This window comes from Methylomonas sp. MK1, assembly GCF_000365425.1.
Taxonomy (GTDB): Bacteria; Pseudomonadota; Gammaproteobacteria; order Methylococcales; family Methylomonadaceae; genus Methylomonas.
The window spans coordinates 1,130,206-1,153,091 of the sequence record NZ_AQOV01000002.1 but is presented as its reverse complement, the minus strand read 5'-3'; the positions used below and the strand labels follow the sequence as shown (position 1 = coordinate 1,153,091).

General features: G+C 50.0%; 25 protein-coding genes. 16 read left to right on the top strand and 9 right to left on the bottom strand.

The window, feature by feature from the left end; all coding sequences use genetic code 11:
- Positions 1-111 precede the first annotated feature (111 nt).
- Positions 112-1,287, bottom strand: a complete 1,176-nt coding sequence (locus tag G006_RS0122075) for a DUF1624 domain-containing protein (RefSeq protein WP_020485401.1) — start codon at positions 1,285-1,287, stop codon at positions 112-114.
- A gap of 79 nt (positions 1,288-1,366) precedes the next feature.
- Between G006_RS0122075 and G006_RS0122070 the strand changes: the two genes are divergently transcribed.
- The 3 genes from G006_RS0122070 (at position 1,367) to G006_RS0122060 (ending at position 4,329) form a co-directional block, all read left to right on the top strand.
- Positions 1,367-1,615 carry a Rho-binding antiterminator gene (locus tag G006_RS0122070; RefSeq protein WP_020485400.1) on the top strand — a complete coding sequence of 83 codons (249 nt, stop codon included), beginning with the start codon at positions 1,367-1,369 and terminating at the stop codon, positions 1,613-1,615.
- A gap of 62 nt (positions 1,616-1,677) precedes the next feature.
- Positions 1,678-2,352: a transaldolase family protein gene (locus tag G006_RS0122065; protein WP_020485399.1), complete on the top strand. Its 675-nt coding sequence runs from the start codon at positions 1,678-1,680 to the stop codon at positions 2,350-2,352.
- Between the two features lie 315 nt (positions 2,353-2,667).
- Positions 2,668-4,329 (top strand): L,D-transpeptidase family protein, encoded by a 1,662-nt coding sequence (locus G006_RS0122060; RefSeq protein ID WP_020485398.1) that lies wholly within the window; start codon positions 2,668-2,670, stop codon positions 4,327-4,329.
- A 65-nt stretch (positions 4,330-4,394) separates the two neighbouring features.
- On the opposite strand, the gene G006_RS0122055 is transcribed toward G006_RS0122060, so the two are convergent.
- Positions 4,395-5,372, bottom strand: coding sequence for a YcbK family protein (locus tag G006_RS0122055; RefSeq protein ID WP_020485397.1), 978 nt, complete (start codon positions 5,370-5,372; stop codon positions 4,395-4,397).
- Positions 5,373-5,946: 574 nt separating this feature from the next.
- On the opposite strand from G006_RS0122055, the gene G006_RS0122050 reads away from it, so the two are divergent.
- From G006_RS0122050 to G006_RS0122040, 3 genes are all read left to right on the top strand, one after another.
- Positions 5,947-6,168, top strand: coding sequence for a hypothetical protein (locus tag G006_RS0122050; RefSeq protein ID WP_020485396.1), 222 nt, complete (start codon positions 5,947-5,949; stop codon positions 6,166-6,168).
- Positions 6,169-6,454: 286 nt separating this feature from the next.
- Positions 6,455-7,777 (top strand): DUF3422 family protein, encoded by a 1,323-nt coding sequence (locus G006_RS0122045; RefSeq protein ID WP_020485395.1) that lies wholly within the window; start codon positions 6,455-6,457, stop codon positions 7,775-7,777.
- A gap of 242 nt (positions 7,778-8,019) precedes the next feature.
- Positions 8,020-8,190 (top strand): rubredoxin, encoded by a 171-nt coding sequence (locus G006_RS0122040; RefSeq protein ID WP_020485394.1) that lies wholly within the window; start codon positions 8,020-8,022, stop codon positions 8,188-8,190.
- Between the two features lie 70 nt (positions 8,191-8,260).
- Here the strand turns inward: G006_RS0122040 and G006_RS0122035 are convergent, their stop codons facing one another.
- Complete coding sequence (locus tag G006_RS0122035; RefSeq protein WP_020485393.1) at positions 8,261-9,970, bottom strand: proline--tRNA ligase; 1,710 nt, start codon at positions 9,968-9,970, stop codon at positions 8,261-8,263.
- A gap of 163 nt (positions 9,971-10,133) precedes the next feature.
- On the opposite strand from G006_RS0122035, the gene G006_RS0122030 reads away from it, so the two are divergent.
- Positions 10,134-10,772 (top strand): response regulator, encoded by a 639-nt coding sequence (locus G006_RS0122030; RefSeq protein ID WP_020485392.1) that lies wholly within the window; start codon positions 10,134-10,136, stop codon positions 10,770-10,772.
- Positions 10,773-10,815: 43 nt separating this feature from the next.
- Here G006_RS0122030 and G006_RS0122025 read toward each other — a convergent pair whose 3' ends face one another.
- The 3 genes from G006_RS0122025 to G006_RS0122015 all read right to left on the bottom strand — a co-directional run bounded on the left by G006_RS0122025 (position 10,816) and on the right by G006_RS0122015 (position 13,558).
- Entirely contained in the window at positions 10,816-11,721 is a 906-nt protein-coding gene (locus G006_RS0122025) for an NAD(P)-dependent methylenetetrahydromethanopterin dehydrogenase (protein WP_026147228.1), read from the bottom strand.
- 47 nt (positions 11,722-11,768) lie between these two features.
- Positions 11,769-12,677: an NAD(P)-dependent methylenetetrahydromethanopterin dehydrogenase gene (locus G006_RS0122020; protein ID WP_020485390.1), complete on the bottom strand. Its 909-nt coding sequence runs from the start codon at positions 12,675-12,677 to the stop codon at positions 11,769-11,771.
- An 86-nt stretch (positions 12,678-12,763) separates the two neighbouring features.
- Entirely contained in the window at positions 12,764-13,558 is a 795-nt protein-coding gene (locus G006_RS0122015; protein ID WP_020485389.1) for an inositol monophosphatase family protein, read from the bottom strand.
- A gap of 90 nt (positions 13,559-13,648) precedes the next feature.
- Here G006_RS0122015 and G006_RS0122010 point away from each other — a divergent pair, with 90 nt between their 5' ends.
- The 5 genes from G006_RS0122010 (at position 13,649) to G006_RS0121990 (ending at position 17,347) form a co-directional block, all read left to right on the top strand.
- Complete coding sequence (locus G006_RS0122010; protein ID WP_020485388.1) at positions 13,649-14,374, top strand: RNA methyltransferase; 726 nt, start codon at positions 13,649-13,651, stop codon at positions 14,372-14,374.
- A 4-nt stretch (positions 14,375-14,378) separates the two neighbouring features.
- Positions 14,379-15,131 carry a serine O-acetyltransferase gene (gene cysE / locus G006_RS0122005; RefSeq protein WP_026147227.1) on the top strand — a complete coding sequence of 251 codons (753 nt, stop codon included), beginning with the start codon at positions 14,379-14,381 and terminating at the stop codon, positions 15,129-15,131.
- Positions 15,132-15,419: 288 nt separating this feature from the next.
- Complete coding sequence (iscR, locus tag G006_RS0122000; RefSeq protein ID WP_020485386.1) at positions 15,420-15,905, top strand: Fe-S cluster assembly transcriptional regulator IscR; 486 nt, start codon at positions 15,420-15,422, stop codon at positions 15,903-15,905.
- Positions 15,905-17,008 (top strand): cysteine desulfurase family protein, encoded by a 1,104-nt coding sequence (locus G006_RS0121995; protein WP_020485385.1) that lies wholly within the window; start codon positions 15,905-15,907, stop codon positions 17,006-17,008. The genes iscR and G006_RS0121995 overlap by 1 nt, the downstream gene beginning before the upstream one ends.
- Before the next feature lie 15 nt (positions 17,009-17,023).
- Entirely contained in the window at positions 17,024-17,347 is a 324-nt protein-coding gene (locus tag G006_RS0121990) for a HesB/IscA family protein (RefSeq protein WP_020485384.1), read from the top strand.
- 50 nt (positions 17,348-17,397) lie between these two features.
- Here the strand turns inward: G006_RS0121990 and G006_RS26230 are convergent, their stop codons facing one another.
- A complete protein-coding gene (locus tag G006_RS26230) occupies positions 17,398-17,790 on the bottom strand; it encodes an HvfA family oxazolone/thioamide-modified RiPP metallophore (RefSeq protein WP_235048898.1) in 393 nt (130 codons plus the stop codon).
- Positions 17,791-17,940: 150 nt separating this feature from the next.
- Between G006_RS26230 and def the strand changes: the two genes are divergently transcribed.
- The 4 genes from def to G006_RS0121965 are packed head-to-tail and all read left to right on the top strand — an operon-like array spanning position 17,941 to position 20,584.
- A complete protein-coding gene (def, locus tag G006_RS0121980; protein WP_020485382.1) occupies positions 17,941-18,468 on the top strand; it encodes a peptide deformylase in 528 nt (175 codons plus the stop codon).
- A gap of 11 nt (positions 18,469-18,479) precedes the next feature.
- The gene (locus G006_RS0121975; protein WP_020485381.1) at positions 18,480-19,394 is read left to right on the top strand and encodes a quinoprotein relay system zinc metallohydrolase 2; all 915 of its coding nucleotides are present in this window, start codon (positions 18,480-18,482) and stop codon (positions 19,392-19,394) included.
- 18 nt (positions 19,395-19,412) lie between these two features.
- A complete protein-coding gene (locus G006_RS0121970; protein ID WP_020485380.1) occupies positions 19,413-20,246 on the top strand; it encodes a quinoprotein dehydrogenase-associated SoxYZ-like carrier in 834 nt (277 codons plus the stop codon).
- Positions 20,246-20,584, top strand: coding sequence for a DUF2845 domain-containing protein (locus tag G006_RS0121965; RefSeq protein ID WP_020485379.1), 339 nt, complete (start codon positions 20,246-20,248; stop codon positions 20,582-20,584). The genes G006_RS0121970 and G006_RS0121965 overlap by 1 nt, the downstream gene beginning before the upstream one ends.
- Positions 20,585-20,718: 134 nt before the next feature.
- Here the strand turns inward: G006_RS0121965 and G006_RS26225 are convergent, their stop codons facing one another.
- Positions 20,719-21,621, bottom strand: a complete 903-nt coding sequence (locus G006_RS26225; RefSeq protein WP_020485378.1) for an EAL domain-containing protein — start codon at positions 21,619-21,621, stop codon at positions 20,719-20,721.
- A 28-nt stretch (positions 21,622-21,649) separates the two neighbouring features.
- Positions 21,650-22,648, bottom strand: coding sequence for a sulfate ABC transporter substrate-binding protein (locus tag G006_RS0121955; RefSeq protein ID WP_020485377.1), 999 nt, complete (start codon positions 22,646-22,648; stop codon positions 21,650-21,652).
- Positions 22,649-22,886 lie beyond the last annotated feature (238 nt).

Sequence of the window (22,886 nt, the reverse complement as noted above, 5' to 3'; positions counted from 1 at the left end):
AGGGATTAATTGCGACAGTAAAGTCGCTTGCAAACTATTGCATTCACATTTAAACGTAAAGCTGCCGCCGCAGATTGCGCACCGGCTTCTAGGGAAAACACACCGTGCGTGTTACAGATATTTGAGCCAGCGCCAATGCGGCTTGCGGGCTTTTAAGGTTTCAAAACTTTGGCAGATGGGATACAGCGTTAGCACCACAAACAGCCAAATGCCATAAACCACCGGCAAACCATAACCGTAGTCTTGCGGTAATTCCGGCGACCAAATACCGCCGCCGATTATTGCCGCCACCGGTCCGTCCGTGATTGCCGCCATCAATACTGCCAGACCATGAATCAGGTACAAGTGCAGCAGATAAAAGAACAGCGGGGTCCTGCCGAATACTTGTAAAAAACCGAAGCGTTCCGCTGCCTTGCCCTCGGCCAGCGCCAAGATCAGCAACGCCGGCCCCAAGGTCATTAACAAATACAACAAGGACGGCGGGTATTTGTGGCAGTTGATAAACGACAATACGGTAAACACCGGGTCCGGATAGTTTTGCCAAGGCTTGGGGTCGCCGTACAGATTGCTGAAACGCAGTACCAAGAATGCGCCTATCAATGTTAGGCCCAAGGTAAAAAGCCTACGCCGCGTGCGCCAGACGTCGTTAGTCAATAACTTTCCAAATCCGAAGCCCACGGCCATCACGCCTATCCATGGAATCAACGGGTAATAGGGATTAAGTAGCCAGCCGTCACCGAACGGCACATCGTCCCCAGTGTGTAACACTGCCCACCAAGGCCCGAAACTTCCCAAGTCGACAGGCTTGAGTGCATCGAAAGCGTTATGCCCCACTATCATGGTCGCACCCAACGCCACACACCAACCCAACCGCAACTTTGCCAGCCCGGCCAGCGCGATCATCGACCAAGCAATCGCCCACAACACGCCGCCATCGATGTGCCGCAGATCGGCGCGAAAATTCCACGACCAGGCTTCCACGGTGCAGGTCAAAACCAGCAGTAACAGACCACGCTCCAGCAAAAATCTGCTCAACGGCGCATCCGCTCCCCGGCGACTCTGCCACAGATATGCGCTGGTGCCGGCCAAAAACACGAACACCGGCGCGCAGAAATGCGTGATCCAGCGGGTCAGAAACAAGGCCACTGAAGTCTTATCCAGATCGGTAGGGCTGAAATGACTGGCACTGAAAAAATCGCGGGTATGATCCAGTGTCATCAACACCATGACCAAGCCGCGCAAGATGTCGATAGACGCTAAGCGTCTGGAAGATGAAACGGTATCCAAGGTAATTTGCCCCGCATGATTGGCTATCGAAGACACCGAGGGTAAGATTGATGAACAAAAAACTCAAGGGGAGACTGCCATGAGCGAATGCCGGATCGCTTGCGATTTGCACGACTATATCGAAATTGCCTGTCTGTATGGCTATCGGGTCAGATTGACGTTAAAAGACAAAGGAATCGTCGAGGGCCGGGCACTGAATATCGTGACCGAAGAAAGACACGAATTTTTGTTGTTGGACCAAAACTCAATTGGGAAAATCGCGCTGGATCAACTGGCAAAACTGCAAGTACTGACGCCGAACGCACGCTTTACCGAGGTGATTTTCTAAAGCTATCTAACAGCACTGGTTATACTGGCCGCCTTTATCCGCAAAATCACAATCCTGGTTCGATGTTAGAAATATATTTAGATAGCGCCGATGTAGCCGGCATCAAAAACCTTTGCCCAGCTTTACCCTTGGCGGGCGTTACCACCAATCCGTCGATTATGGCGACCGGCGGAATCGGTCTACATGAACTGTTACCGATACTGACAGACATCATTGGCCCACAAGCGCGGTTTCATGTACAAGTGCTTAATAACTCGGTTGACGGTATCATCGCGGAAGCGCACAAACTCCACGAGTTACCGTTCGACATCATTGTCAAAATACCTGCGCATACCGCTGGTTTAAGTGCTATCAAACAACTGAAAAAAGATAATATCCCTCTATTAGCCACTGCGATTTACAACGTGCAGCAAGGGATGCTTGCAGCGCTGCATGGCGCGGATTACCTGGCTCCCTATCTCAACCGCATCGACAATCAAGGCTTTGACGGGATTGCTGTAGTCAGCGATTTGCAAGCCTTAATCGACCGCTACCAATTGCCCAGCAAACTTTTGGTTGCCAGCTTCAAAAACGTCAATCAGGTTTTGCAGGTGTTAAAACTCGGCGTGGGCGCGGTAACCTTGCCGCTGGACATTGCCCAGCAAATCTTGACCACTCCAGCTACCGACACTGCCGTTGCGAAATTCAGCCACGACTGGCAAGCGGCATTTGCCGATAAACTGTCTTTTGAAAGCTAAAGAGGAATGACGAGGAAATTTAGGAAATCGGTAAACAACTTCGCCCTTCCCCTGATACCCCAAATTACAAAGCTTTGGCAAGCTTTTCGCGTCAATTGTTGTCATAACAGGGTACAATTAGACTAACATTATATCGCTTAGCTTTGCGGCCTGTCTTAACCGTAAAGCATACGATAAACACCCAATTCGAACCCTATTCGTGTAACCATGACAACTCAATCGCACGCCCTGAAAGATTCGCGCCATAGGTATGCTCGGTTAGCGTTGGCGGCCTGTATTTATTATGCTGGAACAGAGCAGGTGTGGAGCGCAGATATGCCCGCTACAGTACAGGAAACCAGTCTGCCTTCGATAAATAGCGTTTCCGAGATCGTTAATCCTATTCCTGCCGACAACCCAATTGGCGCGATTCTGCTTAGTAAACGACATCCGCTGTTGTTACGCGCCGATTTTAGCCGCGTTAGCGAGCTTGTTAGCCAAATCTATCTTAATACTCAATTTCAACCGATCTGGTTTACGGCAAATCGCTCGGAAAAAAACCTTAACGATTTGTTGAGCATATTAAACAATGCATCCAACGATGCGTTGAATCCTGCCAATTATGACGTTGACCGCCTGAAACAACTGATCAGTGGCCCAAATCCTGATAACTCTGCCGTTGCGGGTTACGATGTGGCTTTGACCGTATCCTTAGTACGTTATCTGCACGATTTGCGGCAAGGCCAAGTGGATCCGCGCGATGTTGAGTATCCGGTACACATTGCTCCCAAACCCGCTTTAGACTTGGCTGGTTTATTGAAACAGCACCTGGCGGCGCAAACCTTGACTGAAGTGGTCGGTCAGTTCGAGCCTAAAACCAAGCAATATCAGCAGCTCAAACAAATTTTGACCCGCTTGCAGCAGTTGGGAAATCAAACGGGGCCTCAGGAATTCAAGCCCGGCAAAATGCTACGTCCAGGCGATAAGCATCCGCATATCGTGCATTTGCGCCAACGACTGCGAGACATGGGCTTACTGGACAATAGCGCCGCCGATAGTAAAACTTACGACAGCGATTTGGTTGCCGCCGTCAAAAAAATTCAGCAACAACAAGGATTAACAGCAGATGGCGTGATTGGCTCGGCCACTGCCGCCTTATTCAATCAATCTTCGAGCGAAAAAATCGCCCAGATCGCGCTGGCCATGGAGCGCGCGCGCTGGATTCCGGATACCACCGACGGACCGATGATTGTGGTTAATATCCCGGCATTTGAGTTATGGGCGTTTAATTCAGTTGACGACCCTAACCCGCTGAACATGAAAGTAGTAGTAGGCAAGTCCCCGAGCAACCAAACGCCGGTACTGTGGGAAGAAATGAAATATCTGGAATTTATGCCGTACTGGAACATTCCAAAAACTATTTATGAAAAAGAAATACTGCCAAAAGCAGCAAATAACCAAGGCTATTTAGCCAGCCAGGAAATAGAACTGGTAAGACACCAAAACAGTGAAGAGAAAGGCGGCGGCAGCTATTTGCGCGCGCGGCAGCGCCCGGGCAAGAAAAATCCGTTAGGACGGGTTAAGTTCGTATTTCCAAATACGGCGGACGTATATTTACACGACACCCCCGGCCATGCCGCATTTAACCGCCCACGTCGCGATTTAAGCCACGGCTGCGTGCGGGTATCGGCACCGGAACAATTAGCCCAATTCGTCCTGGGCGATCAGGCCGGCTGGGACAAAGAAACCATCAAGCAAGCAATGTCGGCCCCTAAAACCCGCCACGTGACGCTAAAACGCGCCGTACCGGTACTGTTTTATTACGGCACGACATTTGTCGATCATCAAAACCAGTTACGTTTTTACCCGGACGTTTACGGCCAGGACGAGCAACTGAAAAAGGCCCTGGACAAAATCCATGCTCCCACTACGGCTAGTTCGACAGCGAATAATCAATTAGTGATGAGTAAAAGCCCGGACGTCGGCGCCAATCCATAATCCGCAAAATCGAGCAGACATAAAAAAAGCGCCGCAAATGGCGCTTTTTTTATGAGCGAACGACTCTATAACTTCCAGGTTCTGAAGGTTCCAGTGTCCAGGTGGATAAAGTTTGACTCAGGGTAATATCCGACTCCGCCACGGTGCATAGCCAGCGCTGCACTATGAATACGCCGAAGGTCAAAGCGTTCGATACGAATATCTACTGCCCGCCCATGCATGTGGAAGCTGTTATTCGCAACACCGGAATTCTCGGCATGCAGTTTAGCGTTGGTCAATGGCGAACGATAACCGCAAATAACATCAAACGGTTGATTTAAACCCAAAATTTGTTTCAAATCGTGTAATTGATCCAGTAATTCCGGATCGATAGGATGCACATCGTCGGTGCGATAATCGCGCAACAAAAAGCTGATTTCATCCAACGCATCAGTAAGATAACGGCCTCTTTCAAAATACGTCAGGCTTAATTTGTCCCCAGTGTGCGGATTTTGAAACGCCAACGCCCGATGTGTCGCCAAGCGACCGTGATCAGCCAAGAACAACGAATCTTGGCTAGATTCCATGAATGACTCTCTTGGCGCCGGCTGAATAATAGAATGTACTCTACCGCCCTGATTACCATGACGATTGGCATGGTATGACGCCGTGTTTACGTGTTGCTTTTTGCCTGTGTAAATATCTCGCACGCGAGACTCATGCAGGGAGTGGCGTTCCGCATGGGCGGTATGCAGGTGCCCATGCTCGCCGACAACAGATTTAAGGTTGTTTCCGCCAGCGCTTTTGCTTAGTTTGGCAGGTTGACGAACAGCCTTGGTCGCCTGAATGACTCCATGTTTAGGCAAACGCACTGCGCTCCTTGCCGACTTCGCCAATCGATGATTTTTATCTGCTTTTACCGCTACGCTTTTCGCAGCATGAACTACGCCGGGCATTGCAATAGATAAAACAGCACCAACAGCCAGACGTCCAAAGAAGCTGCGTCGAGACAGCTCTACGTCGTCTTGCTTATTGTCTTGATTTTCTAAATTATGTCTCAGCATCCATAATCTCCTGATTAAACATCATTCGGATAGTGATGATTCCGAAGGCTAATGCCTATCGGTGTTTTGTAATTATAGCACTCTGTCACATTTCAAATTTGCTTTTGCCGACATTTTGCCACAAGGATTGCTTACACAGGAGAAGCTTGCAGACATTCAACCCACACCAAACTGCCACTCAATTCAGCTTGAAACCTCACTTTCTCCGCTTACTATTCGCGCTTTTAGAATCTTCCGGGCAGGAATAAAAGCAACATGAGTAGCCTGACAACTGCGGACAAACCCAAACAATGTAACCGTTTTGATATGCGAAGCCAGCCAAGCCGCGCCCTATCGAAATAATCAGTTGCTGTCCGCAAAGTACTGTAAAAGCTGACTTGAAAATTAAGCCGCTAAAACTTGCGAGGGACAAACTGCCCCCCATAAAACGAAAACACCAGCTTTGTGACTCAGGCTGTTTTCTCGCCATTTTTTTAAAAAAAACGCAAAATATTTTTAACTACGAACCGCGTGTCACAGAAGCATTTTGTTAGAAAGCGTATGGTATATCGACTGCAAATCATTGGAGAACGACATGGAAAAGCTCATTAAAGCCCAAAATCAACTGACACTGTCCCAGCAGCTCTGTCATTCCTTTTTTTCCCAAAAAGGCTACGACCCCTTCATAAACTTTCATTCGCATGATGGCTGCGCCATGTACGACTCTTATTTACGCCACCAAAGGAGTTTTGCATCTGGGATAACAGGTCAAAACTGCCAAATCAGCTTTGTGAGCAAATTTACCAAACTGGAGTAATACTCAGCCGCGGACCCAAAAGCCGCAACCGATTACTCAAACCCGAGAAACATCGCTGTCAAAAAACGGCCTGCGTCAGAGCCAATGGGATTTCCAATATCGACATCCATTTAAAATCAATAATTTGCGTGGCACAAACCGTTTCATCTACACACCTGAATAAGAGCATCACACAGTTCTGATACTCGGATTTTTTATCGCCCGTTGTCCGCATCCGCTTGGGCAGTAGCAACCTACCCTTCTCTACGTTATATTCATCGGTAAAAGCGATAAACGCTAACCCTTGATGCTACCCAATTTACTTGTGACTACTCTATTTCAGATCCCGGAAAATCATCCGCAACGGTTTATCTTGCACAACGAAGTCCATGCTAGGGCCTCGTCTATTCTCAGCTTGCCGGTCAGGGCCAGTTACTTGGCGTTATCGCTAACAAGCGACGAGAAAATGCAAGAACGTCGGCATTTGAAAGCACTCTGCGAACGGTTTGGAACTGCACCGCCCGACCTGGATGCGGACCACTTTAGCGCCAGCTTCGATGCGTTTCAGATGAGTTGGGAGCAACACGGCGAATTCAGCACCTACAGCTTTTATGCCTACGACACCGCCGCGGAGCCGTTTGCAGACCCTGCTTTAAAAAAAGTCCCAGTCGATTGGTTATCGCAGATCAGCGGAAAAGTGATCGTTGCCGCTCATGCCAGCGTCGTCTCAGCAGCAGACGTTAATTACCAAGACGAAATGGATTTATCCCCGTTAACCACCTACTTTGCCGGCAACCCGATCGTCGGCTCAAAAGTAACCGGCGGCGCGGCAGCCGTATTTACTGATTTTCGGATTCATGTCGATGGCTTTAGCCGATTTTTGGTGGTCAATCAAAACTTGAGAACCGCGCAGGCCGGACGCTTATTGCATCGTTTGTTCGATATCGAAGTTTACCGCGTGATGGCGCTGTTAGCGTTCCCTATCGCGCGTAAACTGTATCCGGAATTAAAAAAGGCTGATCGGCAGTTGTATACCATCACCAATTCCATGACCCAGCCGGATAACGATGACGCCAAACTACTGGATGAGTTAACGGCGTTGGCGGCTGAAGTGGAGAACCATATTTCCACCCATCAATTTCGCTTTGCCGCAGCCAGCGCTTACTACCAATTGGTCGGCCAACGCCTGGAAGACTTGCGTGAAGTGCGGATTCAGGGCATTCAAACCTTGGGCGAATTCATGAAACGGCGTTTGGAACCGGCGATGCATACCTGCAATTCCGTATCCCACCGCTTTACTCTGGTCTCCGAACGCGTGAGCAATGCCAGCCAGTTGTTACGCACCAAAGTCGACATTATTATCGAGCGGCAAAATCAGGGCTTGTTATCGTCCATGGCCCTGCGCGCCAAAATGCAGTTGCGCATGCAACAAATGGTTGAAGGCATTTCGATGGTAGCCATCACCTATTATGCTGCGAGCCTAATCGGCAAAATCGCCGAAGCATTGCACAGCTTAGGATGGCATGTGGACGCCGAGTTGGTGGAAGGCGCATCGATTCCGTTTATTTTGGTCATCATCGGCATTAGCACCAAACGAATTCATAAGATCATTGCGAATACGACAGAATAAATACCATCCCATCATGCTGCGCGCCGTAAACCAGCCAAATATTGAACAGGACAAAAATGACATTTATTTATCAAATTCATGCCATTAGATCGTTTTAAGGATAGACTGATTAAGCCCGGCCGGACGACTTTCAGGCAGTCCGAACAATCTCCTCCAAATCTTCGTGGTTTTTTGTGCGCAGAGCATCGGCTACAATCGCCGGGCTTTCTTTAAACCGTGATTACAATTCGAGGAATCAATCCATGGCAGAGTATAGAAAATACAAATGCAAAACCTGCGGCCACATTTACGACGAGCAATTGGGCGATCCACGCAACGGCGTCGCACCTGGTACTCGCTGGGAAGATGTACCGGAAGATTGGGGCTGCCCTAAATGCGGCGCGGTAAAATCTATGTTTACTCTGGTACGTTAACAAGCGTCTAGTGCAGTCAATAAAAAGGGCGCAATTTGCGCCCTTTTTCGTCTGATTAATCTAATCGACACTAAGCGAGTTTGTCCTTTATAAAACCAACTAGATTGCCGAACTCAACATTTTGGCTTTCTTTATCCATCCGTCCTTGATATTCGACGGTGCCGCTATCCAGGCCGCGGTCGCCGATTACAATCCGGTGTGGAATGCCGATCAGTTCCATATCCGAGAACATGAATCCCGCTCGAACCTTTCTGTCGTCCAGTAACACTTCGATACCCGCATCCGTTAAATCTTTATAGATTTTCTCGACCGTATCGATCAAGCGATCCGACTTATGCATATTCATTGGGCAAATAGCCACTTGAAACGGTGCTAGTTCGTTGGGCCAGATAATGCCGCGTTCATCGTGACCTTGTTCGATAGCCGCCGCGACCACCCGCGAGATACCAATGCCATAGCAGCCCATGATCATGATTTGGTTTTTGCCGGCTTCGTTAACAATGGCGGCGTTCATCGCTTCGCTGTATTTAGTGCCCAGCTGAAAAATATGGCCCACTTCAATGCCTCTGGCAATGGTAATTTGCCCTTTGCCGTCCGGGCTAGCATCACCTTCTACTACCATCCGCAAGTCTGCAATGTGCTCAGGTAAGGCCAGGTCGCGCTGCCAGTTGACGCCTTGGTAATGTTTGCCGTCTTGGTTGGCGCCGCAAATAAAGTCGGACATCAAAATCACGCTGCGATCAGCAACTATCTTGACGCTCAAGTCGATAGGACCTATCGAACCGGGTTTGCAGTGGCAGGCGCCGAGAATTTCTTCATCGCTGGCAAATTGCAGTGGCGACAGGACACCGTCGATTTTTTCGGCTTTAATCGGGTTTAATTCGTGATCGCCACGCAGTAACAGCGCAACCAAGCTGTCGTCTTCGCCCCTGACGATCAAGGTTTTCAGGCATTGCTTGGCATCAACCTTAAAAAATCCGCTGACCTCTTCGATGCTGTGCTGATTTGGCGTATCCACCAAAGTTTTGCTTTGGGTCGGCTCGGCGCGTGTCCCGTCCGGCATGAGAGCTTCGGCTTTTTCGACATTCGCGGCATAATCGCTGACGGTGGAAAAGGCAATTGCGTCTTCGCCGGATTCGGCAAGTACGTGGAATTCATGGGAGACCGCGCCGCCAATTGAGCCGGAGTCGGCTATCACTGCCCGGAATTTCAAACCAAAGCGGTTAAAGATATTGGTATAGGCTTGATACATTACGTCGTAGGTCGCTTGTAGCGATTCCTGATCGAGATGGAAGGAGTAAGCGTCTTTCATGATGAACTCGCGAGAACGCATCACACCGAAACGTGGACGGATTTCGTCGCGGAATTTGCTCTGAATTTGGTAATACGTTATTGGCAACTGTTTGTAGCTTTTCAATTCATAACGAGCGAGATCGGTGATAATTTCCTCGTGCGTTGGACCCAGACAAAATTCGCGGTCGTGACGGTCTTTCAGTCGCGCCAACTCCGGTCCATATTTTTCCCAACGACCGGTTTCTTGCCATAGCTCCGCAGGTTGCAAGGCCGGCATCAGTACTTCCAAAGCACCCGCTTTATTCATTTCCGCACGTACAATATGCTCAACTTTACGCAATACTCGCAAACCCAGCGGCAGCCAGGTGTAGACGCCGGCGGCAAGTTTGCGAATCAAGCCGGCGCGTATCATGAGTTTATGACTAGCTATTTCGGCGTCGGCCGGTATTTCTTTGACGGTACTAAGAGGAAATTGGGAAGTGCGCATATTGGCCCTGAGGTTGTTTTATCAAAACCGCTATTTTAACGGCTAAACGCCAAAACCACGAATCAACGACGCTATTTGGGTCTATCCTAATAACTTTTAGCGTTGCTGTTGTTGATGAAATTTGGGAAACTTGACCAGATAAAAGACCCAGAAAAAGGAAGTTATGATTAAAGTACTGCTGGTTGATGATCATGAGCTTGTCAGAAGCGGCATAGAAGCTTTGCTGGCAGCTGAAAAGGATATTGTAGTGGTCGCCGTTTGTAATTGTGGCGAGGAAGCTTTGCGGATTGTCGAGCAAGAGCCGCCCGATGTCATTTTGATGGATATTAATATGCCTGGCATAGGCGGATTTGAAGCGTGCCGCCGCATATTGCAATCACGGCCGTCGATTAAAATCATTGCTTTGTCGGTGCACAACGACGGCCCCATACCGCAACAGTTGCTGAAACTAGGTGTGGTCGGCTTTGTATCCAAGGCTTCGCCGGTCAGCGAAATGGTGGCGGCGATTAAATCGGTAATTTCCGGTAAGCGCTATTTGTGCCAGGATGTGGCCAGTAATTTGGCTTTTCAGTTTTTGCCAGGCGCGGATGTTTCGCCTTTTTTACAGCTTTCCCAACGTGAGGCTGAAGTGGTGCGCCTGATTTTACGCGGCAGGAGTATTCAGGAAATGTCGGAAGCCTTGCAACTGAGCGACAAGACCATCAATACCTATCGCTATCGCTTGTATCGCAAGTTGAATATAAAAAACGATGTGGAGTTGACCAGATTAGCGGTCAAATTTAATTATCTTGATGCCATTTAAGGAGCAGGGATGTGGGTTGTTTGCCACACATCCCTAAAAATAGCTAGACCAAGGTGCGGGCTTTGGTAAAAGCTTCCCGAAAATCCAGAAATACCGGCTTTTCAGCTTCCAACATCATTTTTAACAATTCGTGTTGTAACTGGTATTTAACATTACCTATTGCCAGCGCACCGACACCGACCGCATTTGTCGCTTGATGCGCCAAGGTTAATGGTGCCGATAAATCGTTTAACTCTATGCCTTCTATACCTGATGGCGGTACGGCATTAACATCACCGGCTACTTTCAACTGCTTGGCTTGCGCCAGGACGGCGGCATTGATGACGCGGATACCGGCCTTTGCCGTGCAGAATACTAAGTCTGCATCGGCTATTAACGCTGCTTTTTCTTCGTCATTATGGGCAACCCCTCCAGTCATGCTAGCGCCAAAGCGCCGGTTGTATTGTTTGGCAGCGTCCTTTGCGGAATCGATCGATAGATGATCCACCAAGATTGTTTCTGCGCCTTGCAAGGACGCTATCACGCCGGTGGCGATACCGACCGGGCCGGTGCCGCCGAACACAACCGCCTTGCTACCCTTCAATTCCTTGCCATGATGTTCTTTCAGCGCTTTTTCCACGCAAGCCACCAAAGCAGCCGCTGTGGTACAAGCTCCGCTGGGATCGGCAAATACTGAAACCTCAAATGGCGGCACCATGGCCGGCTTGGTGGCTTGCAACATGTCGATAGCCATGCCCATATCCCTGCCGCCGATAAAGATCGCGGTTTTTTTGCTGGCCGAGGGACTACGCGAAAAAATCGCATCTTGGGTCAAATTGTGAATGGTCTCCAATTTGACGTTGGAATACGGCATCAGCACATCAAAGCCTGCGTCGAGTGCCATGTTAATGTCAAACGGACTGTTGTTTGGCATCGGGTCGAACATGTGAAGTATGCTGCGTTTTGCCATTTTTACCTTACCCTCTGTGATAGGCAGACTTTGGGGAGCTTAGCTAATTACTTAGACGATTTGATGAATTCGCGAGCGACTTCGAAAGCGTGTTCGAAATGTAAGAATAGCGGTTGATCGCTTTCCAGCATTCTTTTCAGCAAACGGCTTTGCGCTTGGTATTTGATGTTGCCTATCGCCAGAGCGCCTATGCCTACCGCGCCACTGGTAGATCCAGTTAAGGGTTTGCCATTATCGAACGCATCCACACCGGCAATACCGGCTGGCGGTACCGCGTTTACATCGGCCGCTACTTTCAATTGCGCAGCTTGGGAGATTAATTCTGTGCTGAGCAATTCAATGCCGGCCGCACCCGTTGCAAAAACCACATCGGCGGTTTTCATGTATTCGGTCTTATCGGCGTCGGCGCCTGCCAGCACTGTAATTTTGCCATCGCCAAATTCTTCGCTGCATAGCTCTGCGGTGCGCTCGGCTTTATCGAGTTGCCTACCGATGATTCGGACTTTAGCGCCCGCTTGAGCGGCAATCACCGCAGCCGCTTGACCGACCGGACCGGTACCGCCCAGGGCGATCACGTTTTTACCTTCCAGCGTGGTGTCGAATTTTTCAGCCAGTTCTTTTTCAACTGCTGCGACCATGCCGGCTGCCGTGGTGAATGCGCCGCTAGGATCGGCGAATACTGATACTTCGAAAGGCGGGACCATGGAATTCTTGGCCATTTTCAACATATCCATTGCTTGCTTGGTCTCCCGGCCACCGATAAAAATAGCGGTGCGCAACAGGCCTTTCGGACTGCGCGAAAAAATAGCATCTTGGACCAAGCCCCTGACTTCGCTGGGTTCAACGTTGATGTAGGGGATTGCTGAAATCCAGCCTGCGTCCATCGCCATATTGACGTCGAACGGGCTTAAGTTCTTGGCTGTAGTCAGCATGTGCAGGATAAAGGGTTTTTCCATGATGGCCTCTTATAATTTGATTAGCCGGTAAGTATAAAAGAAAAGACAAGACGATAACAATTCTAGGCTAAATGCCAAATTGCGCTTTATTTTAAACGCGCCGGCACATGCGGCTCGATGGCATGGTACATCAACTGGTGCATCTTGGGGTTGCCAACGATAATGTTACCGGACTGTAAGTATTTGTCGTTAAAGGAAAAATCCGTGGCAACACCGCCGGCTTCCTGCACCAGCAACACTCCGGCGGCAATATCCCATTCCTTCACGCCGATTTCCCAATACGCATCCAGACGACCGCAGGCCACATAAGCCATATCCAGCGCGGCGGCTCCGGCGCGGCGGATACCGGCAGAATCTGCGCAGACCGCTTTGAACATACCTAGATAGGGCTCTATGTTTTCCATGGTTTTAAACGGAAAACCAGTGCCAATAAGGGCACCGCGCATACTGCTTTGTTTGGTTACCCGGATTTTGCGATTATTCAACATCGCCCCGCCGCCGCGTTCGGCAGTGAAGAGCTCGTCGCGGCTGGGGTCATAAATCACACCCAATTCCAGTTTGTTTTTGTTTTTTAGCGCTATAGACACGGCATATTGTGGAAAGCCGTGTAAAAAATTAGTGGTGCCATCCAGAGGGTCGACAATCCAGGTGTAATCGTTACCTTTATGCTCGCCGCTTTCTTCGGCCAGAATGCCATGGTCGGGAAACGCGGCACGGATGACTTTGATAATTTCCTGCTCGGCGGCCCGATCAACTTCGGAGGCGTAGTCGTTACGGCTTTTTTGATCGATGGTGAGTTTCTCGATATTTTGTGAAGAGCGTTGGATTAGGTCGCCGGCATTCCGCGCTGCGCGGACGGCAATATTAAGCATCGGGTGCATAGATCGAATTGGAAATGAGCAGTTAGAAAACTCGGATAGCATAGCAAATTTTGCTAGAATCGCTGCTTTTTTAGCCGCAGAGGCCGGGCATTGCTATCACATTTTAAAGTGGTTTTAGTGGAGACTTCCCATCCCGGCAACATCGGCGCGGTGGCTAGAGCCATGAAAAATATGCAGATGAATCAACTGCGCTTGGTATCTCCACAAAGCTTTCCTCATGCCGATGCCACAGCCAGAGCATCCGGGGCCGACGACGTGCTTAGATCGGCAACTGTCTTCGCTTCCTTGCAGGATGCTATTGCCGACTGCCGGATTGTATTGGGTTCCAGTGCGCGCGATAGGACCATCAGCTGGCCAAGTTTGACTGCCAGACAAACCGCCGAAAAATGGGTGGGTGCATTACCGGAGCAAAATATAGCCTTGGTGTTCGGCCGTGAGAATTCCGGTTTAAAAAATCATGAATTGGACTTATGTCATTATTTGTTGCGGATTCCGTGCAATGCAGAATATAGCTCACTGAACTTGGCGGCGGCAGTGCAAGTTGTGTGCTACGAGCTATTCGTCGCATCCGGCCAGGAAATGGTCAGCACGGTGGGCGATATGGGTGAAGAACCTCTGGCGACAGCCGAACAAATGGAAGCCTTTTATGTGCATCTCCAGCAGACTATGGCGGATATAGGTTTTCTGCACCCGGAGCGCTCTAAATCAATCATGCGTCGCTTGCGGCGAATCTTTAATCGGACCCAGCTCGATACCAAGGAGCTGGATATCCTGAGAGGCATTCTGCGCTTCTCGCAAAATCACAATGCCGAATAACGCCATGCTGGCCAGACTCAAAGAAGATATAAACTGCGTATTTGCCCGAGATCCGGCCGCACAATCGGCTTTTGAAGTAATAACGACCTATCCTGGTTTCCACGCCGTACTGATTCACCATTTCAGTCATTGGCTGTGGTTACGTGGTTTTAGGTGGGCGGGCCGTTATTTATCGTTTTTGGGCCGCTGGCTGACCGGCATCGAAATTCATCCCGGCGCGCAAATCGGCCGGCGGTTTTTTATCGATCATGGTATGGGTGTGGTAATCGGCGAAACAGCGGTGATTGGCGACGATTGCACGCTATACCATGGCGTGACCTTGGGCGGTACCAGCTGGAACAAGGGCAAGCGCCATCCGACATTGGGCAACGGCGTGGTAATAGGCGCCGGCGCCAAAGTGCTGGGACCGATTGAAATTGGTGATGGCGCCAGAGTCGGTTCAAATTCGGTGGTGGTGAAATCGGTGCCCGTTGGTGTCACGGTAGTCGGGATTCCGGCCCATATCGTCGATGCGAAAGCCAAGCAAGAAAAAGCGCGACGCGACGCAATGGCCCAGAAAATCGGTTTCGACGCATACGGGGCGACTGGTGATATGCCGGACCCCATCGCGAATGCCATCAATCTGATGCTTGATCATATCCATCAGCTCGATAAGCAAATAGCCGATATGCAACACGTGCTAAACGATGCCGGCATCGATTGCCAGCGTCAGGCCATGTCGGCATTGGATGATTGTGAGATAAAGGATAAGCAATAACATAATCAGGTATTTTCTAACAACAAACCCTCCAGCGCTTGTCATCTGCGTGACTCAAACTGATTAGCGTTTGCCTTGAGCTTCTTGCAGAGTCGCGAGATTTCTACCCCGCAAATTCCCAACGAGTTCAAGCTGTAAAACGCTTGATCTGTCCTCAGAATTCAAAAATATGCGTTACAGTTTGGCTGTGTTAAATACCTCAAGAACCAGTTTCGATTGAATACTTGACCAAATTACTGGGTTTATTTATAGTCAGCATTATTTTCATTAGTTTGTAAGGGGTTTGAAATGCGGCTTACCACAAAAGGGCGTTACGCGGTCACCGCGATGCTGGATTTGGCTTTTCACAGCCAATCCAACCCGGTGACTTTGACTGACATTGCGACTCGGCAAACCATTTCCTTGTCTTATCTTGAACAATTGTTTGCTCGTTTACGCAAAGCCGGCATGGTCAAAGGCGTACGAGGACCTGGTGGCGGTTATACGCTCAGCCGTAGCGCCCGAGATATTAACATTGCCGACATTATCGAGGCAGTCGACGAACCTGTCGATTCAACCAAATGCGGTGGCAAAGCCAATTGCCACAACGACGAACCTTGCCTGACACACGATTTGTGGATGGGCTTGAGCGAGCAAATTCGCGCTTATTTAAAAGAAATTAGTCTTGGACAACTACTGGAGCGCGATTTTGTCAGTGACGTGGCAAAAAGACAGAGCAAACAAGTCGAGCATGTGATCGAAATGCAACCCCGGCAGGAAAAACGCATCGCGTAATGATCTATCTGGATCATAACGCCACCACCCGCTGTGACGAGCGGGTGGTGGAAGTGATGTTGCCTTACTTGCATGGCATGTACGGTAATCCATCCAGTCTTTATAAGCTCGGCCGCATAGCCCGCAGCGCTATCGATACCGCCAGGGAGCAAATCTCGGCGCTAATCGATGCGCCAGGAGCTCAGATAGTGTTTACCAGCGGAGGCACTGAAGCCAATGCTTTGGCGCTAGCCAACGCCAGAGGCACGGGGCTAGCAATTTCGGCTACCGAACACCCCTCTATTTTCGAGAACGCCACGTACTACCGGCAGTGTTTTCGCGATTTGCAAACGCTTGAGGTAGATGGCGCCGGAATACTGCCATTACTCGGGTTGGATAAAGCAAATTGGCAAGCCGGCGACATGGCGTCCGTGATGTTGGCGAACAATGAAACCGGGGTTATTCAAGACCTTGCGGACATCGCCGAATGTTTGGCTGGGCGCGGTGTCAACCTGCATACCGATGCGGTCCAGGCCTTGGGTAAAATGTCATTTTCGTTCAAAAAGCTGGGCGTTAAATTGATGAGTTTGTCCAGCCACAAAATATATGGGCCAAAAGGCTGTGGGGCATTGGTAGTCGCGGAAGATTTTGTTTTAAAGCCCTGGCTACGCGGCGGCGATCAGGAGCATGGCTCGCGGGCCGGCACCGAAAATGTGGCGGCAATAGTGGGTTTTGGCAAAGCGGCTGAATTGGCCAAGACGGAAATGGGCTTAAGGGAGCAAAGGATGCTGGCGCTGAGAATGCGTTTGGAGCAAGCCCTACGCACAATTCCGGGCTTGGTGATTTTTGCCAAACACGCCAAAAGATTGCCGAATACCGTGCAGTTTGGTATCCCCGGCATTAGCGGCGAAATGTTGTTAATGCAGTTGGATCAGCGCAATATCGCGGTTTCCAGCGGCTCCGCCTGCTCAGCGTCGTCCGGCGAGATCAGCCCGGTGTTGACGGCTATGGGGGTGGAAGCCTCTTTGGCTAAATCAGCGATCCGCGTCAGTTTGGGTAAAGACAATCAAGAAACCGAAATCGATCAATTCGTCGATATCTTAAAAGCATTGATAGCAAATTAACTAGGAGAATTAGCAATGGCTATTACCGTTACCGAAAGTGCCGCGAGGCAAATCCAAAAGCAGTTACAAAAACGCGGAACCGGCCTAGGTTTGAGATTAGGGGTTAAAACCTCGGGATGCTCCGGGTACGCCTATGTGCTGGATTATGCCGACAAGGCCGAAGCCGATGAAGTGGTGTTCGATCAATACGATGTAAAAGTGCTGGTGAAACAGGCTGATCTGGATAAATTGAGCGGCATTGAGCTGGATTATGCCAAAGAAGGTTTTAACGAGGCCTTTAAGTTCAACAACCCCAATGTAAAAGGTACCTGCGGTTGCGGGGAGAGCTTTTCGGTTTAGCGTAAGAAACGCCGGCTTTCTTATTTAAATAAAGCCGGCGTCATCGGCGCTTATTTCATGTTAGCGCCGCAGTTTCCTTCCATTTTTTTGCCTTCAGCAGCTTTGTCCGCAGCTGGAGCAGCCGGTTTGTTACCAGCGCACTTGCCTTCGGTAGCAGCTTTGCTGTCAGTGCTTTTTTTCATCATAGACGCGCCGCATTTCCCTTCTCCGCAAGAACCGTCTTTCATTTTATCGGCACCGGCTTCAGGTTTGGCCTCGGCAGTCAGCATATAGCCTGAGCTCAACTCAGACAATGCAAACGGATTGCTATCGGCTTGAGCAAAATTGCCCGCCAGCGTTGGCAGCAGAGATGCGCCGATTGCGATGGCGAACGGGGTTTTGTTTATTTTCTTCATACTATCTCCTGTGGAAAAAACTAATTGTTCTAATAAGTGGTTTGCCACCGGAACCCTGCATTTCCGGCAACTGGCCTGCTGCTAATATCACAAAAAAGCCTCGTAAAGTAAAGGCAGGAAGATTCCGCCAATCGGCAGTATACTTTCGCCCGAAACGAGTAATTTCCGCAACCTGCCTATGCGTTATTCAGCACAACCATGACTTCAAAAACACCGATTGCACAACTGGGAGCCGAGGTTTTGCGCCAGCAGGCGCAGCCAGTTGACGACTTTGCCTGCCCGGAGTTCCACAAACTGATTGAAATCATGCATGAGACTATGCTGGAGGCCAATGGTGTCGGCATAGCCGCCCCGCAATTGGGTGCTTCGCGGCAAATTTTGATCATCGCTTCCCGGCCAACAGCCCGTTATCCGCATGCCCCGGAAATGTCCCCAATTCTGATGGTCAATCCAAGTTTCACAATTGTTGACAGCACGTTACATAAAGATTGGGAAGGCTGTTTAAGCGTGCCGGGTATCCGTGCGCTGGTGCCGCGTTACCAGGCTATCGAAGTGCAATATCAAGATCGGCAAGGCGAATGCTGTCGCTTGGCGTTGCAGGATTTTCCGGCCCGAGTCTTCCAACACGAATTCGATCATCTATTGGGACTAGTGTATCTGGATAGGGTTGAAAATAATCAGGATATTATTGCCGAAACCGAGTTTTTCAAACGCATCGCCGCATAGGAGCCAACTGAATGAAGTTTGTGTTGTTGTTAATAGGCCTATTGACCAGTTACAGCAGTATGGCTTTGCCGCCGCTGTCTTTCAGTCAAGTGGCGCCGGGCATCTATCTACATACCTCCGCGCACCATTGGCCGGATCGAGATAATCACGGCGAGATTGCCAATATCGGCTTTATTATTGGTGAGCGCTGCGTGGCGGTGATTGATAGCGGCGGTAGTCCGCAGCAGGGAATCGCGCTACGCAATACCATCAAGCAAGTTACCGCTAAACCGGTTTGTTATGTGATCAATACCCATGTGCATCCCGATCATATCTACGGCAATATCGCCTTCAAGGAACCGGGCGTGCAGTTTGTCGGCCATCATAAGCTGGCGCGCGCTATGGCCACGCGCGGCGACCATTACCTCGGTCGTGCAGCAGAATTGCTGGATATTCAGGTCAATCAAGACAACATCATTCCGCCCGGTATAGAAGTAAAGGACACAATGACTTTGAACCTGGGAAATCGCGAACTGCTCCTGACCGCCCATCCGAGCGCGCATACCGATAACGATTTAAGCATTTACGACAAGACCACCGATACCATGTGGCTAGCCGATCTATTGTTTTTAGAGCATATCCCGGTGATAGACGGCAGCATCAAAGGCTGGTTGTCGGAGATGGAGCGCTTGGAGAAAAATCACTACAAATTAGTGGTGCCCGGCCATGGTCAGTTGGTGAAGGATTGGCCGGCAAGTCTACAAGCGCAAAAAGCCTACTTGACTGGATTGGCAACGGAAGTGAGAGCCATGATCAAGCAAGGCAAAACATTGGAGCAGGCGGTGAATAGCGTCGGCTTGCCTGCCAAAAAGCATTGGCAATTATTTGAACAATTCCACCGCAAAAATGTGACTATCGCATTTGCCGAGCTGGAATGGGAAGATTAAACAGAGGAGAGTAAAAGCATGCATAAACCTTACAACCTTATTTATCTGCTGGCTTTAATGATTTTGCCCGCGACCGCTGCCGCGGAAGGCGATGACATTACCTGGAACACGGTTCTGAAAAGCCAATTTTTCGCTGGTAAAAATATCGAAGAATCCAACGCGGTCATTGAATTGGATGCCCCTTATCGGGCGGAAGATCCGGCGATTGTGCCGGTTAAAGTCACCAGCAAGTTTGCACAAAGCAAAGATAAATACATCAAAAAGATCTGGCTGTTCGTCGATAAAAACCCGTTTCCGTTTGTCGGGGAATTCGAGTTCTTCCCGGAGAGTGGCAAAGCCGATTTAGCCTTGCGCGTGCGCGTCAATACCTATAGCGACATTCGCGCGGTTGCCGAAACCAATGACGGCAAGTTCAGCATGACCAAAAAATTCGTAAAAGCCAGCGGCGGCTGCTCTGCACCGATCGGCGCTGATCTGGATGAAGCCATGAAGCGGCTGGGCAAAGTCAAGTTTAGGCTCGATGACGGTATCCAAAGCGGTCAACCAGCCTTGACGCAATTGATGATCAGCCATCCCAACCTCACGGGTATGCAGATGGATCAAATGACCCGATTTATCAGAAAATCGCACTTCATCGACCAATTGAAAGTGACGTTTAATGGCAAGCCCGTACTCAACGCGAAAATCGATATTGCGATCAGCGCCGACCCGAATTTCCGCTTCTACTTTGTGCCGGATAAGGCCGGCGAGTTAAAAGCCGAATTTACCGATGTGTCCTGTGAATCGCCCACCAGCCGGAATGTTTGCAGTAAGGGCGGCAGCTACTCGCAAAGTTATACGGTAAGCCCATAATGGCAGGTTCGCCAATCAGAGGGATACTGTTGGCATTGGGCATGCTGGCATTTGCCGGCGATGCGCTTGCGCTGCGCTGTGGACATAAACTGGTCCAGGTCGGTGACTATAAATCCGAAGTGTTGGAAAAATGCGGGGAACCCGATTCGGTCGAACAGCGCCGAGCAATCCGCGGCAGCCGCTTACGGCATCCCTACGGCGCACTGGAGATAGATCAATTTGAAGAGGTGCTAATCGAAGAATGGATTTACAACTTCGGGCCGCGCAAATTTCAACAGCTGCTGGAGTTTGAAGACGGCGAGTTGAAAAAAATCCGCAATTTAAGCTATGGATACTGAAGCTCAAGGCAATCAGTCTGGCTCAAACCGCAAAAAGAACCCGCCGAAAAACGGCGGGGTTAGCAGGATTGCCACAGGAGAGCCCATCTCACCGAGCCATCGGTAAAACATTAAAAATTTACGATCATCACACCTTACATACCATGCTGGGCCGGGACGCTGAAACTACCAAAATGCTGAGGCGCACCGGGCATTAAAGGATTGTCTTGCACCACCGACCTAGGTTTTTGCCAGTGCCCAGCCGCGGCCGGCCGACCCAGGAAGTAACCTTGCAGCAATTTGCCGCCGGCATCCAAGGCAATATCCAGTTGCACTTCGTTTTCGATGCCTTCGATGATCGCTTGCGCGCCCAAGGCCTGGATGATTTCGATCAATTTCGGCAACACCCGGCGAATCTTGGCATCGGTTTGCGCCTGATGGATGATGCTTAAATCCAGTTTCACAAAGCTGGGCGATAAACGCCACAAGCAGTCCAGATTGGAATGCCGGCTACCGAAGTTATCGATAGCCACCTGAAAGCCGCGATCACGATAATTGTCCACCGCTTCGAGCAACTGTTGATCGGCTTCCACCGCGTTTTCCATGATCTCCAGCACGACTTTTGTAGTCGGCACGGAATGTAAATGCAGAATGTGTTCGAACACCTTGCCGTGCGTATTCACGCTCACCAGCAATTTGGGATGTACGTTTAAAAACAGCAAGCCCTTATCCGCCGGCAGATTCAGATAGTTAAGCATGTGCAGGGTTCTCGCCACCCTATCCAACTTCACCAGTTTGCCCTGGTTATCCGCCCAACTAAATGCAAAGTCCGGACTTACGGCTTCCAAGCCGGTGGATGTGCGCAACAAGGCTTCGTAGCCAAGTAGGCCCTGGGATTTGCCGGCATCGAACACCGGTTGAAACTCGCTGCGCAATTTCAGGCCAATAAACCGACTCAAAACTTCCTGTTGCTGGATTTCCAGTTTGAATTCGTCCAGATCCAGATACAAGGCCCGTTCCAGATCGTCACGGAGCAATTCGATGGTATTTTCCACCATGGCTACACCCTCCACTGCCTAAGCATTCTTAGCGCCCGTAAATTTTGTCGAACACACCGTTATCGTCGAAGTGTTGTTTCTGTATAGCACTCCAACCGCCCAGTTGCGCGACGCTGACTAGGTCCAAAGTCGGGAATTGTTTGGCGTATTTAGCCGCGATGTCTTTGTCGGTCGGCCGATAGAAGTTTTTGGCGATAATCTCCTGGGCCTCCTTGGTGTAGAGATATTTCAGGTACTCGGTCGCCAGGTCCTGGGTGCCGTTCTTTTTCGCCACCGCTTCGATCACCGCCACCGGTGGCTCGGCCAGGATGCTAAACGGCGGGGTGACCACTTCGAACTTATCGGCGCCGAATTCTTTCAACACCAGGTAGGCTTCGTTTTCCCAGGTAATCAGTACGTCGCCGATTTCCCGTTCGGCAAAAGTGGTGGTGGAGCCGCGCGCGCCGGAATCCAGTACCGGCACGTTTTTAAACAGCTTCTCCACAAAAGCCTTGGCGGCGTCCTTGCTGCCGTTTTTCTTTTCCGCGAACGCCCAGGCCGCCAGGTAATTATAGCGGGCGCCGCCGGAGGTTTTCGGGTTGGGGGTGACGACGGAGACGCCGTCTTTGACCAAATCGTCCCAGTTTTTAATGGCTTTGGGGTTGCCCTTGCGCACCAGGAACACGATAGTCGAGGTATAAGGCAAGCTGTTGTTAGGCAATTTGCTTTGCCAGTCTTTTGGCAACAAGTTGGCTTTCTCGTGGATTTGATCGATGTCGCCCGACAGGGCCAAGGTCACCACATCGGCTTCCAGGCCATCGATCACGGCGCGGGTTTGTTTGCCGCCGCCGCCATGCGATTGCTGGATGGTGACATCTTCGCCGGTTTTGGTTTTCCAGTATTGGCTAAACAGTTGGTTATATTCTTTATATAACTCGCGAGTCGGGTCGTAGGAGACGTTCAGCAAGGTGCGTTCGGCCAGTGCGTTGCCGCTCAGGGCCAGGGCTATACCGAAGAGTAAGGGCTTAAAGGTATGGGTAAATCTCATGGGTGCTCCTGAAAAAGGGTTATCGGATCTGCTTGCGACAAGCTGGGCTTTGTTTGACCACGTTGCGTATGCTACGCAAAGCCAGTAACCAACAAAAACGATATATTTAGAATTAAATATCTTATATTGAGATATAAGAATCCAGATACAGACCTAACCAACGCATGGCTAGGCTTGCCGTAAACAAAGGCTTTCAGGGAAATTTCGGAACAGCAGCGAGTAAGGAGTTCGCTAGTTT

Excerpts from the sequence above, each read along its gene's own strand:
- G006_RS0122070 (WP_020485400.1), top strand. The coding sequence starts at position 1,367 with ATGAGCGAATGCCGGATCGCTTGCGATTTGCACGACTATATCGAAATT.
- G006_RS0122065 (WP_020485399.1), top strand. The coding sequence starts at position 1,678 with ATGTTAGAAATATATTTAGATAGCGCCGATGTAGCCGGCATCAAAAAC.
- G006_RS0122060 (WP_020485398.1), top strand. The coding sequence starts at position 2,668 with ATGCCCGCTACAGTACAGGAAACCAGTCTGCCTTCGATAAATAGCGTT.
- G006_RS0122055 (WP_020485397.1), bottom strand. The coding sequence starts at position 5,372 with ATGCTGAGACATAATTTAGAAAATCAAGACAATAAGCAAGACGACGTA.
- G006_RS0122050 (WP_020485396.1), top strand. The coding sequence starts at position 5,947 with ATGGAAAAGCTCATTAAAGCCCAAAATCAACTGACACTGTCCCAGCAG.
- G006_RS0122045 (WP_020485395.1), top strand. The coding sequence starts at position 6,455 with ATGCTACCCAATTTACTTGTGACTACTCTATTTCAGATCCCGGAAAAT.
- G006_RS0122040 (WP_020485394.1), top strand. The coding sequence starts at position 8,020 with ATGGCAGAGTATAGAAAATACAAATGCAAAACCTGCGGCCACATTTAC.
- G006_RS0122035 (WP_020485393.1), bottom strand. The coding sequence starts at position 9,970 with ATGCGCACTTCCCAATTTCCTCTTAGTACCGTCAAAGAAATACCGGCC.
- G006_RS0122030 (WP_020485392.1), top strand. The coding sequence starts at position 10,134 with ATGATTAAAGTACTGCTGGTTGATGATCATGAGCTTGTCAGAAGCGGC.
- G006_RS0122025 (WP_026147228.1), bottom strand. The coding sequence starts at position 11,721 with ATGGCAAAACGCAGCATACTTCACATGTTCGACCCGATGCCAAACAAC.
- G006_RS0122020 (WP_020485390.1), bottom strand. The coding sequence starts at position 12,677 with ATGGAAAAACCCTTTATCCTGCACATGCTGACTACAGCCAAGAACTTA.
- G006_RS0122015 (WP_020485389.1), bottom strand. The coding sequence starts at position 13,558 with ATGCACCCGATGCTTAATATTGCCGTCCGCGCAGCGCGGAATGCCGGC.
- cysE (WP_026147227.1), top strand. The coding sequence starts at position 14,379 with ATGCTGGCCAGACTCAAAGAAGATATAAACTGCGTATTTGCCCGAGAT.
- iscR (WP_020485386.1), top strand. The coding sequence starts at position 15,420 with ATGCGGCTTACCACAAAAGGGCGTTACGCGGTCACCGCGATGCTGGAT.
- G006_RS0121995 (WP_020485385.1), top strand. The coding sequence starts at position 15,905 with ATGATCTATCTGGATCATAACGCCACCACCCGCTGTGACGAGCGGGTG.
- G006_RS0121990 (WP_020485384.1), top strand. The coding sequence starts at position 17,024 with ATGGCTATTACCGTTACCGAAAGTGCCGCGAGGCAAATCCAAAAGCAG.
- def (WP_020485382.1), top strand. The coding sequence starts at position 17,941 with ATGACTTCAAAAACACCGATTGCACAACTGGGAGCCGAGGTTTTGCGC.
- G006_RS0121975 (WP_020485381.1), top strand. The coding sequence starts at position 18,480 with ATGAAGTTTGTGTTGTTGTTAATAGGCCTATTGACCAGTTACAGCAGT.
- G006_RS0121970 (WP_020485380.1), top strand. The coding sequence starts at position 19,413 with ATGCATAAACCTTACAACCTTATTTATCTGCTGGCTTTAATGATTTTG.
- G006_RS0121965 (WP_020485379.1), top strand. The coding sequence starts at position 20,246 with ATGGCAGGTTCGCCAATCAGAGGGATACTGTTGGCATTGGGCATGCTG.
- G006_RS26225 (WP_020485378.1), bottom strand. The coding sequence starts at position 21,621 with ATGGTGGAAAATACCATCGAATTGCTCCGTGACGATCTGGAACGGGCC.
- G006_RS0121955 (WP_020485377.1), bottom strand. The coding sequence starts at position 22,648 with ATGAGATTTACCCATACCTTTAAGCCCTTACTCTTCGGTATAGCCCTG.